This is a genomic window from Natronosporangium hydrolyticum (assembly GCF_016925615.1).
GTDB lineage: Bacteria > Actinomycetota > Actinomycetes > Mycobacteriales > Micromonosporaceae > Natronosporangium > Natronosporangium hydrolyticum.
Genome location: NZ_CP070499.1, coordinates 2,007,339 through 2,019,729, shown reverse-complemented (window position 1 = coordinate 2,019,729; position 12,391 = coordinate 2,007,339). Strand labels below are relative to the sequence as shown.

9 protein-coding genes and 1 pseudogene are annotated in these 12,391 nt (G+C 69.3%); 2 read left to right on the top strand and 8 right to left on the bottom strand.

The window, feature by feature from the left end; translation table 11 throughout:
* Positions 1–19: 19 nt before the first annotated feature.
* A pseudogene (locus tag JQS43_RS09030) lies at positions 20–430 on the bottom strand (type II toxin-antitoxin system VapC family toxin).
* The gene (locus JQS43_RS09020) at positions 427–660 is read right to left on the bottom strand and encodes a hypothetical protein (RefSeq protein ID WP_239678606.1); all 234 of its coding nucleotides are present in this window, start codon (positions 658–660) and stop codon (positions 427–429) included. The pseudogene JQS43_RS09030 and the gene JQS43_RS09020 overlap by 4 nt, the downstream one beginning before the upstream one ends.
* Before the next feature lie 206 nt (positions 661–866).
* Here JQS43_RS09020 and JQS43_RS09015 point away from each other — a divergent pair, with 206 nt between their 5' ends.
* Positions 867–1,043 carry a hypothetical protein gene (locus JQS43_RS09015; protein WP_239678605.1) on the top strand — a complete coding sequence of 59 codons (177 nt, stop codon included), beginning with the start codon at positions 867–869 and terminating at the stop codon, positions 1,041–1,043.
* Between the two features lie 79 nt (positions 1,044–1,122).
* Here JQS43_RS09015 and JQS43_RS09010 read toward each other — a convergent pair whose 3' ends face one another.
* The 4 genes from JQS43_RS09010 to JQS43_RS08995 all read right to left on the bottom strand — a co-directional run bounded on the left by JQS43_RS09010 (position 1,123) and on the right by JQS43_RS08995 (position 5,439).
* A complete protein-coding gene (locus tag JQS43_RS09010; protein WP_239678604.1) occupies positions 1,123–2,010 on the bottom strand; it encodes an acyl-CoA thioesterase in 888 nt (295 codons plus the stop codon).
* Complete coding sequence (gene pyk, locus JQS43_RS09005; RefSeq protein WP_239679373.1) at positions 2,010–3,473, bottom strand: pyruvate kinase; 1,464 nt, start codon at positions 3,471–3,473, stop codon at positions 2,010–2,012. Before pyk ends, JQS43_RS09010 begins: the two co-directional genes overlap by 1 nt.
* Before the next feature lie 152 nt (positions 3,474–3,625).
* Entirely contained in the window at positions 3,626–4,468 is an 843-nt protein-coding gene (locus JQS43_RS09000) for an ABC transporter permease (protein ID WP_239678603.1), read from the bottom strand.
* Positions 4,465–5,439 carry an ATP-binding cassette domain-containing protein gene (locus JQS43_RS08995; RefSeq protein ID WP_239678602.1) on the bottom strand — a complete coding sequence of 325 codons (975 nt, stop codon included), beginning with the start codon at positions 5,437–5,439 and terminating at the stop codon, positions 4,465–4,467. The genes JQS43_RS09000 and JQS43_RS08995 overlap by 4 nt, the downstream gene beginning before the upstream one ends.
* Positions 5,440–5,525: 86 nt before the next feature.
* On the opposite strand from JQS43_RS08995, the gene JQS43_RS08990 reads away from it, so the two are divergent.
* Positions 5,526–6,287 carry a TetR/AcrR family transcriptional regulator gene (locus JQS43_RS08990; protein ID WP_239678601.1) on the top strand — a complete coding sequence of 254 codons (762 nt, stop codon included), beginning with the start codon at positions 5,526–5,528 and terminating at the stop codon, positions 6,285–6,287.
* A 3-nt stretch (positions 6,288–6,290) separates the two neighbouring features.
* On the opposite strand, the gene JQS43_RS08985 is transcribed toward JQS43_RS08990, so the two are convergent.
* Together JQS43_RS08985 and gltB are read right to left on the bottom strand one after the other, a co-directional pair.
* The gene (locus JQS43_RS08985) at positions 6,291–7,772 is read right to left on the bottom strand and encodes a glutamate synthase subunit beta (protein WP_239678600.1); all 1,482 of its coding nucleotides are present in this window, start codon (positions 7,770–7,772) and stop codon (positions 6,291–6,293) included.
* Positions 7,773–7,775: 3 nt separating this feature from the next.
* Positions 7,776–12,374, bottom strand: coding sequence for a glutamate synthase large subunit (gltB, locus tag JQS43_RS08980; protein WP_239678599.1), 4,599 nt, complete (start codon positions 12,372–12,374; stop codon positions 7,776–7,778).
* Positions 12,375–12,391 lie beyond the last annotated feature (17 nt).

Below are 12,391 nucleotides of genomic sequence, written 5' to 3'. Positions count from 1 at the left end.
GGACGCCTCGGCAGCGGACTCAGGGCAACAGCGTCAGCGATCTGACGTGCGACGGTCGCACGACCGTGAAGTGACGCAAATCCAGGGTCGCAACCTCGGCCACTCCGAGTCGCTCCGCGATGGCGATCACGGACGCATCCACCCCGCCGAGCGGCAGGTCGGCATACCGACGCACCAGCTCGGCCATGCGCTGCATATCCGCCGTGGTCACCGCGACAAGATCGAACTCGCCCTGTGCCAAAGCCTCGAGGAACGCCGCTTCAGCCTCGGTCCCCCGTTCCCGCTCAAGCAGTCAGCAGACCTCCGTTAACACGGGACCGGGCACAAGCAGCCGGCCTTGGTGGGTCTCCAGCAGCCGCAGGCACCGTTCGTGATCCTTGTCGTCCGAGTTCAGGGCCGCCACCAGCGGGCCGGTGTCGACGACGATCACCCGACGTCGCCCAGCTCCGCGCGGATGATCTCCTCGGACCGGGCAGCAAGATCATCTTTTCCAGTCTGCAACGTCCCCGCGAACGAAAGTCTACGCACCCGCCCACCGCCGGCCGGCGTTTCTCCTTCGCCAGCGCCCACTAGGTGCCGGACCAGCGCGCGCAGTGCGTCCGCCTGCTCCGGCGTCAAGCGGTCCACCAACTGGTGGAGGTCGAGGTAGGGCGCGGCCATACCAGCATTCTAATCGACCCACCGGCTGGTTGGACACGCCCGAGTCGCGCGCTGGTCGACTTCAGAACCGCTGCCGATGTTGAACCGCGCGGACGACTTCCCCTGCCGGGAAGCAAGGTCATCGCTACCCGCCCGCAAGACGCTCGCGAGTGGGAATCTGCACCCGAGGTAAAGTAAGTAAGTGCTCACCAACTTCGGAGGTGACCATGACTCAACTGACGCATCCACAGCTCGCTCCGACAGGGGCGACGCCGCGTACCCGGGTGGTCCTCATCCTGGTGGCGGCGGCCGTCACGATCGTGGAGATCGCAGCCGTCCTCGCCAGCTTCGGGGCAGAGCCCTTCGCGCGGCGAGCTCGCCCGGGTGAGGAGACAGCTCCGTAACGCGACCATGCCCCATCTCCCGGGTGAGTTCGGCGCGATAGCCCGTGGGGATGACGCATCGCGGCCAGCGGAGCGCGGTTCAGGCGCCGACCCGACGCAGCAGGCCCTCCTGCACGGCGGTGACGATGTGCCGGCCTTCGCGGTCGAACATCCGGCCGGTGGCCAGGCCGCGGGCACCGCTCGCCGACGGGCTCCAGCAGTCGTAGAGAAACCACTCGTCGGCCCGGAACGGGCGGTGAAACCACATCGCATGATCCAGGCTGGCACCGATCACCCCGCCGGGGCCCCAGACTTCACCGTGGACCGAGAGCACCGAGTCCAGCAGGGTCAGGTCCGAGGCGTACGTGAGTAGGCAGGCGTGCAGCAACGGGTCGTCCGGCAGCTCGCCGTCGATGCGCATCCACACCCGCTGATGCGGGTCGGCGGGCCGGCCGCCCGGCGGCACCAGCCCGGGCTCGCCGACGTAGCGGACGTCGATCGGACGCGGGATCATCGCCCAGTGGCCCGCCCGGTCCGGATACCTGGCCAACCGCTCGGCCATCGTCGGCACCTGCTCCGGTGGTGGCACCTCGACCGGCGCCGGGGCGTGATGGTCTAGCCCTTCCTCGGCCCGCTGGAACGACGCGGACATGAAGAAGATCGTCTTGTCGTGTTGCTGGGCCACGCACCGGCGTACCGAGAACGAACGACCATCGCGGATGTTCTCCACCGAGTAGTGGATCGGTTCGGCCGGGTCGCCGGGCCGGACAAAGTAGCCGTGCAGCGAATGGACCGACCGGCTCGGGTCGACCGTGCGCCCCGCCGCCACCAACGCCTGGCTGGCCACCTGGCCGCCGAAGACCCGCTGCGGCCCGACCTTTGGGCTGACCCCGCGGAAGCTGTCCTCCCCCAACGGGGTCAGGTCCAACAGGTCGAGCAGGTGGTCGACCGCGGCCTGGCCGGTGACCGGACGCCCTTGCTCAGCCATCAGCCGCCGTTCGGGAGCGACCCGGCGAGCGAGCCCAACTGGTGGACCCGCAGCGTGTTGGTGGAACCCGGGGTGCCGGGTGGGCTACCCGCGACGATCACGACGATGTCGCCCGGCTGCCCCTGCCCCAACGCCAGCATCTCCTGGTCGACCTGCCGGAACATCTCATCGGTGTGGTGGACCAACGGCGCCTGGTACGCCGCCACACCCCATGAGAGGGAGAGCTGGTTGCGGACGTCGTCATCCGGGGTGAACGCTAGCAACGGCAACTCGCAGTGCAACCGGGAAAGCCGGCGCACGGTGTCGCCGGTCTGCGTGAACGCCACCAGCGCGCTGGCCCCGATCGAGCGAGCCACCAGCGACGCGGCGTTGGCGATCGCTCCGCCGGTGGTGCGGGGAGCATGCTCCAGGCCCGGACGCTGCCGATCGCGCGGCAGCCCGGTCTGGCCGGCCTCGGTGGAGGAGATGATCCGGGCCATGGTGGCGACCGTCGGCACCGGGAACCGTCCGACGCTGGTCTCGCCGGAGAGCATCACCGCGTCGGCGCCGTCGAGGACCGCGTTGGCCACGTCGGAGGCCTCCGCCCGGGTGGGCCGGGAATTGTCCATCATCGACTCGAGCATCTGGGTGGCGACGATCACCGGTTTGGCGTTCTCCCGGCACAGCTGCACCGCCCGCTTCTGCACCAGCGGCACCTGCTCCAGCGGCAGCTCGATGCCGAGGTCGCCGCGGGCCACCATCAGCCCGTCGAAGGCGGCGACGATGCCGTCGAGCTCCTCGACCGCCTCGGGCTTCTCCAACTTGGCGAGCACCGGCCGGCGAACCCCCATCGACTCCATCACCGCCCGGACGCCGTCGACATCCGACGGGGCCCGGACGAACGACAGGGCGATCAGGTCCACGCCGAGCCCGAGCGCGAAGCGGAGATCTTCCACATCCTTGTCGGAGAGCGCCGGCACCGACAGCGCGACGTTCGGCAGCGAGACGCCCTTGTGGTTGGAGACCGGGCCGCCCTCGACGACCAGGCAGTTGACGTCGGGCCCCGCCACTCCGGTCACCTCGACCGCGACCTTGCCGTCGTCGATCAGCAGCCGGTCGCCGAGCTTGACCTCCGCCGGCAACTCCCGGTAGGTGCAGGAGACCCGGGCCGCGGTGCCGGTGATCTCGTCGCCAGTGATCACCACCTGGTCACCGGTGCGCCACTCGACCGGCGGCTCGGCGAACTCGCCCAGGCGGATCTTCGGACCTTGGAGGTCGGCGAGGATGCCGATCGGCCGGCCCGCGGACTTGGCCGCCTCGCGTACCAGTCGGTAGATCTGCTCGTGGTCCTCGTGGCTGCCGTGGCTGAAGTTCAGCCGGGCCACGTCCATGCCGGCTTCGACCAGCCCTCGCATCCGTTCCGGACTAGCGGTGGCCGGGCCGATCGTACAAACAATCTTCGCGCGTCGCGTCACGCCCCTCAGGCTAGTCGGCTCCGGTGACCCGGCGGATAACGAGTCGGTATCCAGCCGGCCAACGTCACCGCCCCTCACCCCCGGATGATCATGGGTCTAGGGGCGCGAAAAGGCTCCGACCACGCCCTTAGGTCCATGATCATCCGGGGGTGGGGGTGGGGTTACCGGCTGAGGCGCTGGTAACGCCGCACCGCCAGCGGCAGGAATATGACGATGATCACCGCTGGCCAGATGAGCGCCGCCGCCATCGCGTGGTCCTCAATCCAGTAGCCGCTCACCACCGGTGGGGACTCGAACAGACTTCGGATCGCGGTCGCGGTCCCCGAAACCGGGTTCCACGCCGCCACCGCCCCCAACCACCCGGGCATCAGGTGCGGCGGCGCGAAGACCGACGAAACCATCCCGAACGGGAACGCCAGCGCAAACAGGTTCCCCGCGCCCTCGGTGTTCTTGACGAGCAGGCCAATGTAGATCCCGACGAAGATCAGCGCTAGCCGCAGCCAGAGCAGCAACACGAACGCGGTGAGGGTCGCCACCAGGGTGCCCCCGCTCCGCCACCCCAGCACCAATGCGATCAACACCAGCACAACCAGATCGACGGCGGCGTGGATGATGTCGGCCACGCCACGGCCGGTGACCACCGCCGAGGAGGCCATCGGCATCGACCGGAACCGGTCGATAAACCCCTTCTCCTTGTTGAGTACGACCGCGAAGGCGGTGTTCATGAACCCGAACGCCATAGTCATCGCGAACAGGCCCGGCATCGCGTACTCCATATACCCCTCGCCGGCACCCTGCCCGGTCACGTCCATCGCACTGCCGAAGACGTAGACGAACATCAACACCATGACGATCGGGAAGCCGAGTTGCCAGAGGAAGGTCGTGGGCTGCCGGATCAGGTGCACGAGCTCCTGGACCACCACGGTCCAGCAGTCGGTCACCGCCCACCGGGCGCGGGAGACGACGGTGTCGTTCTCCGCTGGGATCAGATCGAGCGAGCTCATGCGGCGACCTCCGTCCGCTCAGCAATGGACTGACCGGTCAGGGCCAGGAACGCCTCATCCAGTGTCGGCCGGCGCAGCCCGAGGTCGGCAACGGTGACCTCCTGCTCACGTAGCCGAACCGCGACCTCGGTGAGCGCACCGACCCCATCGACGGCCACGCTGACCGACAGGTCCGCCGAGTCGACCGTCGGCTCTCCGGCATCCATCCCCACCTTCGCCAGCAGCGCGGCGACCGCCGGCAGGTCCGACGGGTCGGTGACCACCACACGCAGCCGCTCGTTGCCGATCCGGCGCTTCAGCCCATCCGGTGTGTCCTCCACCAGGTTCCGACCCTGGTCGACCACCGCGATCCGGTCACAGAGCTGGTCGGCCTCGTCGAGGTAGTGGGTGGTGAGCAGGACGGTGGTCCCGCGGGCGGTGAGGTCCCGGATCGCCTGCCACACCTCCCGGCGGCCCGACGGATCCAGGCCGGTGGTGGGTTCATCCAGGAAGAGCACCTGCGGAGCCAGAATCATACTGGCCGCCAGGTCCAGCCGGCGGCGCATACCGCCGGAGAACTTCTTCGGTGCCTTGTTCGCCACCTCGCTCAAGCTGAACTGGGCCAGCAACTCGTCGGCCCGACGTGCCGCGGCCTTCTTACCGATGTGGAACAGCCGGCCGAAGATCATCAGGTTCTGTTTGGCGGTGAGGATGTCGTCCACCGCCGCCTGCTGGCCAGTCAGGCCGATCCGGTGCCGTACCTGCCGGGGCTGCTTCGCCACGTCATAGCCGGCCACCACGGCCCGCCCGCCGTCGAAACGCAGCAAGGTGGTCAAGATCCGAACCGCGGTGGTCTTTCCGGCGCCGTTGGGGCCGAGCAGCCCGAAGACGGTGCCGTACGGCACCGTCAGGTCAAGTTCGTCGAGCGCCACCGTGCCGGGGTACCGCTTGTGCAATCCTTCCGCCAGGATCGCGGGTTCCGTCGCGGGCACACTTCCTCCTAACAACTGGGTACGTCGTACGCACATTAGCGTACGTCGTACCCAGAAACAACCAGGTTCGCTAGAATGGTGTCACCATGACAAGTCAGGACACTGAACCCCGCGAATTGCTCCGGGTCCTGGAGCAGACCAACGAGCTGCTGTGGGCCGGCGGCGAGCGGGCCACCCGCGGGCCGAAGCCGGGGTTGAGCCTCGACCAGATCGTGGCAGCGTCGATCGACCTCGCCGACACCGAGGGGATCGACGCACTCTCAATGCGGCGGGTCGCCGCCGCGCTCGGGGTCGGCGCCATGACCCTCTATCGCTACGTGCCCAACAAGGCGGTGCTGCTCAACCTGATGCTCGACCGGGTCTACGACCCGACCGAGGAAGCGAAGCTGATCGAGGGCAAGGATTGGCGGGGAATGCTGGAGGCCATCGCCCGCAACGGGTTCCAGCAGTATCTCGCCCACCGGTGGCTGCTGCAGGTCAACTGGTCGCGCCCGGTGCTCGGACCGAACTCGCTCGCCGGCATGGAGCTGCTGGTCACCGGATTGACCGACACGCCACTCACCGACCGCGAGAAGATCATGGTGATCACCCTCCTCGACGGCTACTGCAGCGGCCTCGCCCGCCACCAGGTCCAGTACATCGCAGCGGCAGCCGAGACCGGCATCAGCGACGAAGACTTCTGGCAGACCCAGCTGCCGACGCTGGAGCGGGCGATGGCCACCGGCGCCTATCCGGTCATGGCGACGTTGGCCGAAGACTCCTTCGACGCCAGCTGGGAATCGACCTTTGAGTTGGGCCTGCGCGCGATCCTCGACGGTCTGGAGCAGCTGGTCCGGTCCCGCCGGTAACCGTCAGCGGGCGCCGGGCACCGCCAACGGTTGGGTCGCTGTCCCCACCGGCGCCGGCAGGTCCCCCGCGCCGCCCAGGTAGTCGTGGATCGCGGCCGCGGCGGCCCGGCCCTCGGCGATCGCCCAGACGATCAGCGAGGCACCCCGGTGGGCGTCACCAGCCACGAAAACTCCCTCGGCGCCGGTCTGCCAGTCCGGGCCACAGTCGAGCGCACCCCGCGGGTTGCGCGGCAGCTCGAACTGGTCCAGCAGCGGCCCCGGCTCGGTCCCCTCGAACCCGATCGCCAGCAGCACCAGGTCGGCAGGCAGGTCCCGCTCGGTGCCGGGGACCGGGGTAACGACCCGGCGGCCGTCCCGCCGCTCGACGCTCACCTCCGCGATCCGCACCGCGCGTACCCGGTCCTCGCCGACGAACTCCTGCACCGCCACCGCGAAGACTCGTTCGCCGCCCTCCTCGTGGGCTGGGTACTCGCGCAGGACCCAGGGCCAGGTCGGCCAGGGGTCCCGCGCTTCGTCCCGCCCTTTCGGCGGCAGCGGGTACTGGTCCAGCTGGGTCACCGAGGCGGCGCCCTGCCGGTGCGCGACGCCGAGGCAGTCGGCGCCGGTGTCACCGCCACCGATGATCACCACATGCTTGCCGGCCGCGGTGATCGGGGCCGTCTCGTCCAGGCCGGCGACCACCCGGTTGGCGGCCACCAGATGGTCCATCGCCAGGTGAACCCCGGGCAGCGCCCGGCCTGGAGTCTCCGGAGTGTCCCGACCCGCCAGCGCCCCGGTCGCGAGTAACACCGCGTCGAACTCAGCCCGCAGCTGCTCCGCGGTGACGTCGACGCCGACGTTCACGCCGGTGCGAAACTGCACCCCCTCCGCGCTCAACTGCCCGATCCGCCGGTCGATGTGCGACTTCTCCAGCTTGAAGTCCGGGATGCCGTACCGCAGCAGGCCACCGATCGCGTCGTCGCGCTCGAAGACGGTTACCGCGTGACCGGCCCGCGCCAGCTGCTGCGCCGCCGCGAGCCCGGCCGGCCCGGAGCCCACCACCGCCACCGACCGGCCGGAGGAGGTCGCCGCCGGCTGCGGGTGGATCTCGTCCGCCGCGACCGCCCGGTTGATGATCTCGACCTCGACCAGCTTGATACTGACCGGATCGGCGTTGCCGATCCCGAGCACACACGCCGCCTCACACGGCGCCGGGCAGAGCCGGCCGGTGAACTCCGGGAAGTTGTTGGTGGCATGCAGCGACTCGCTCGCCGCAGACCAGGCGCCGGTCCGGACCAGGTCGTTCCAGTCCGGGATGCGGTTGCCCAACGGACAACCCTCGTGGCAGAACGGCACCCCGCAATCCATGCACCGGGTGGCCTGCTCCCGCACCAACGGCTCGTCGGCGACCGGGTAGACCTCGTGCCAGTCCAGCAGTCGCAGCGGCACCGGGCGACGCTCGGGCAGCCGACGCTCGTGCTTCAAGAAACCCTTCGGGTCAGCCATCGCTCAACTCCCCGCCCCGGCGGTCGCCATGACCGCGGCGTCCACATCCTCGCCGGCCGCCTCGGCGGCCCGGATCGTCTCCAGCACCCGCTGATAATCGCGGGGCACTACCGCGGTGAACTCCGACGCGGCCCGGTCCCACTGCGCCAACAGCTGGTGCGCCTGCGCCGAATCGGTCTCGACGGCGTGTCGCTCGACCAGCGCCCGGACGGTCGCCCGCTGCTCGGCGTTGAGCGGCGCCAGGTCGACCAGCTCCCGGTTCACCATCGCCGGGTCGAGCCGCCACACGAAGGCGTTGCCGCCGGACATGCCGGCGGCGAAGTTGCGCCCGGTCGGGCCGAGCACCACCACCTGCCCGCCGGTCATGTACTCGCAGCCGTGGTCACCGACGCCCTCGACCACCGCGGTGGCCCCGGAGTTGCGCACGGCGAACCGCTCCCCCACCTGCCCGCGGCAGTAGAGTTCGCCACCGGTCGCTCCATAAAGGATGGTGTTGCCGGCGATGATGTTCGCCTCGGCGGCGAACGGGGCCGACTCATCGGGACGCACCACCAGCCGGCCGCCGGAGAGCCCCTTGCCCACGTAGTCGTTGGCGTCCCCGTAGAGCCGCAGGGTCATCCCCCGGACCGCGAACGCGCCGAAGGACTGGCCAGCGCTGCCCCGCAAGGTCACCCGGATGGTGTCGTCCGGCAACCCTTTCCCGCCGACCCGGCGGGTCACCTCACCGGCGAGCATGGCACCGACGCTGCGGTGCTCGTTGCGCACCGGCCGGCTGATCGCGGTCGGCGTCCCCTCGGTCAGCGCCGGGGCAGCGGCCGCGATCAGGTCATTGTCGAGCGAGCGGTCCAGGCCGTGGTCCTGCTCCCGGATCCGGCGTAGCGCCGTACCCGGCGGCAGCGGGGGCACATGAAGGACCGGGCCGAGATCCAGCCCCCGGGCCTTCCAGTGGTTGATCGCCGGCGTGAAGTCGAGCAGTTCGGCGTGGCCGATCGCCTCGTCCAGACTGCGGAACCCGAGCTCGGCCAGGTAACCGCGGATCTCCTCGGCCAGGAACCAGAAGAAGTTCTCCACGAACTCTGGCCGCCCGGCGTACCGCTCCCGCAGCACCGGATTCTGGGTGGCGATCCCCACCGGGCAGGTGTCCAGGTGGCACACCCGCATCATGACGCAGCCGGCGACGATCAGCGGCGCGGTCGCGAAACCGTACTCTTCGGCCCCGAGCAGCGCCGCCACGATCACGTCCCGGCCAGTCTTCAGCTGCCCGTCGACCTGCACCGTCACCCGGTCCCGCAGCCCGCTGCCGAGCAGCGTCTGCTGGGTTTCGGCCAACCCGAGCTCCCACGGCGTACCGGCGTGTTTGAGCGAGTTCATCGGTGAGGCGCCGGTCCCGCCGTCGTGGCCCGAGATCAGGATGACATCGGACTTGAGCTTGGCGACGCCGGCCGCGACCGTCCCCACTCCGCTGGCCGAGACCAGCTTGACGTGGATCCGCGCGGCCGGATTGACACACTTCAGGTCGTGGACCAGCTGCGCCAGGTCCTCGATCGAGTAGATGTCGTGGTGCGGCGGCGGGGAGATCAGCCCGACCCCGGGAGTGGCGTGCCGGGTCTTGGCGATCCACGGCCACACCTTGTTACCCGGCAGCTGGCCGCCCTCACCGGGCTTGGCCCCCTGCGCCATCTTCACCTGGATGTCGTCGGAGTGGACCAGATACTCGGTGGTGACCCCGAACCGACCGCTGGCGATCTGCTTCACCGCCGACCGGCGCAACGGATCGTAGAGCCGGTCTACCTCCTCACCACCCTCGCCGGTGTTGGAGCGGCCACCGATCCGGTTCATCGCGATCGCGAGCGTCTCGTGCGACTCGGCCGAGATCGCGCCGTAAGAAATGGCGCCGGTGCCGAACCGCTTCACAATCTCCGTCGCCGGCTCCACCTCGTCCAGCGGCACCGGCGGTCTCGCGCCGGTGCGCAAGGCGAACAGTCCACGCAGTGAGCCTGAGTCGGCCGCGAGCTGATCCACAGTAGAGGTATAGCGTTGGAAGACCTCGTACTGGCGGCTCTTGGTGGCGTGCTGCAGCAGAAAAACCGTCTCCGGGTTGAACAGGTGCAGCTCACCCTCGCGCCGCCACTGGTATTCGCCACCGGGGTCGAGCACCCGGTGCGACCGCTCAGCCGGGTTCGCCGGGTAGGCCCGGGCATGCCGGGCGGCGACCTCCGCGTGGATCTCCGCCAACCCGATCCCGCCGATCTTGCTCGGCGTACCGGTGAAGTAACGCCGGATCAGCTTGTCGTCCAGGCCAACCGCCTCGAAGACCTGCGCACCGCAGTAGGAAGAGACGGTGGAGATGCCCATCTTGGACATGATCTTAAGGACGCCCTTGCCCAACGCCTTGACGTAGTTGCGGACCCCCTGCACCGGGTCGAGATCCGGCAACAGCCCGGTCGCGGCACCATCGACCGCGCGGGACCGGGCGATCAGATCCTCCACCGTCTCGAAGGCCAGGTACGGATTGACCGCCGCGGCGCCGTAACCGATCAGGCAGGCGGCATGGTGAACCTCCCGGCAATCCCCGGACTCCACCACCAGCGCCACCTGGGTACGGGTCTGCTCCCGCACCAGATGCTGATGCACCACCGCGGTGAGCAGCAACGACGGCACCGGCCCCAGCTCCGCGGTGGAGTCCCGGTCGGAGAGCACCAGGATCCGCACCCCGTCCTCGATCGCCTCCGAGACGTGCCGGCAGATCTCCACCAGCCGGCGCTTCAGCCCGGCAGCGCCGTCCCGCAGCGGGTACAGCCCGGAGACCCGGACCGACTTGAACCCCGGCAGGTCGCCGTCGTCGTCGATGGAGAGCAGCTTCGCCAACTCATCATTGTCGATGATCGGGTAGGGCATCACCAACTGCCGGCAGCTCGCCGGTCCCGGGTCGAGCAGGTTGCCCTCCGGCCCCATAGTGGTGGCGAGGCTGGTTACCAGCTCTTCCCGGATAGCGTCCAACGGCGGGTTGGTGACCTGCGCGAAGAGCTGGTGGAAATAGTCGTAGAGCAACCGCGGCCGGGTCGACAACGGCGACACCGGGGTGTCGGTCCCCATCGAACCCAACGGCTCCACCCCGGTCCGAGCCATCGGGGCCAGCAACACCTTCAGTTCTTCCTCGGTGTAGCCGAAGGTCTGCTGCCGGCGCTGCACCGAATCGTGGGTGTAGACGGTGTGTTCCCGCTCGGGCAGGTCAGCCAACTCGATCAGGCCGGCGTGCAGCCAGTCGTCGTACGGCGCCGCCGCGGCCAGCTCCGCCTTGATCTCGTCGTCTTCCACGATCCGACCAGCGGCGGTATCCACCAGGAACATGCGCCCCGGCCGCAGCCGGCCCTTCGCCACCACCTCGGCCGGATCCACCGCCAGTACGCCGGCCTCGCTGCCCAGCACCACCAGGTCGTCGCGGGTGCGCCACCAACGCCCCGGCCGCAGGCCGTTCCGGTCCAGCACCGCGCCCGCGAGCGTCCCGTCGGAGAAGGCGACGCTGGCGGGGCCGTCCCACGGCTCCATCAGACAGGCGTGGAAACGGTAGAAGGCCCGCTGCGCCGGGTCCATCGCCGGGTCGTTCTCCCACGCCTCCGGGATCATCATCAGCACCGCGTGAGGCAGGCTACGGCCGCTGAGATGCAGCAGCTCCAACACCTCGTCGAAGTTGGCCGAGTCGGAGCCGTCCGGGTTGCAGATCGGGAAGACCCGCCGCAGATCGCCCGGGATACTGGCGGTGCGCAGCAGGGCCTCCCGCGCCGCCATCCAGTTTTTGTTGCCCCGGATGGTGTTGAATTCACCGTTGTGGGCGACCAGCCGGTACGGGTGGGCCAACGGCCAGGAAGGAAAAGTGTTGGTGGAGAAGCGCGAGTGGACCAGCGCGATCGCCGACTCGACCCGCGGATCGCTCAGATCCGGGAAGTAGGAAGAAACCTGGTCGGGGGTGAGCATGCCCTTGTAGACGATGGTGCGCCCGGACAGGGACGGAAAGTAGGCCGGGGCGCCGCGTTGCCGGCTCTCCCGCTCGGTCTGCTTCCGGATGCACCACGCCATCCGCTCCAGCTCCAAGCCGGCCAACGACTCCCCGGCGGCGCCGTCGATCGAGCTGGTCAGACGCTGGCCCGAGAGGAAGACCTGCCGGATCCGCGGCTGCGCCGCCAGCGCCGTCTCGCCAAGCCCGGTCGGGTCGGTAGGCACGTCCCGCCAACCCAGGATGGTCGCGCCCTCCACCAGCGCGTACTTCTCGAACACCCGCACCGCGGTGGCGGCGGCCGTCGCATCGGCGGGCAGAAAGACCAGGCCGGTAGCGTACTCACCGGGCGGCGGCAGATCGAAGTCCACCACCGCGCGACAGAACAGGTCCGGCACCTGCAACATGATCCCGGCGCCATCACCGGTGTTCGGCTCGGCGCCCCGAGCACCCCGGTGATCGAGCCGACGCAGTGCGGTCAACCCATGCTGCACCACCTGGTGGGCGCGCCGACCGTGAAGGTCGGCCACCATCGCCACGCCGCAGGAGTCATGCTCCTCGCGTGGGTCGTACAGCCCTTGGGGTAGCGGAAGATGCCGGTGCGCCACAAGGCCTCCTGACGTCG

What these genes read in the sequence shown, in the direction of transcription:
- JQS43_RS09020 (WP_239678606.1), bottom strand. Translation starts at nt 660, where the DNA reads ATGGCCGCGCCCTACCTCGACCTCCACCAGTTGGTGGACCGCTTGACG.
- JQS43_RS09015 (WP_239678605.1), top strand. Translation starts at nt 867, where the DNA reads ATGACTCAACTGACGCATCCACAGCTCGCTCCGACAGGGGCGACGCCG.
- JQS43_RS09010 (WP_239678604.1), bottom strand. Translation starts at nt 2,010, where the DNA reads ATGGCTGAGCAAGGGCGTCCGGTCACCGGCCAGGCCGCGGTCGACCAC.
- JQS43_RS09000 (WP_239678603.1), bottom strand. Translation starts at nt 4,468, where the DNA reads ATGAGCTCGCTCGATCTGATCCCAGCGGAGAACGACACCGTCGTCTCC.
- JQS43_RS08990 (WP_239678601.1), top strand. Translation starts at nt 5,526, where the DNA reads ATGACAAGTCAGGACACTGAACCCCGCGAATTGCTCCGGGTCCTGGAG.
- JQS43_RS08985 (WP_239678600.1), bottom strand. Translation starts at nt 7,772, where the DNA reads ATGGCTGACCCGAAGGGTTTCTTGAAGCACGAGCGTCGGCTGCCCGAG.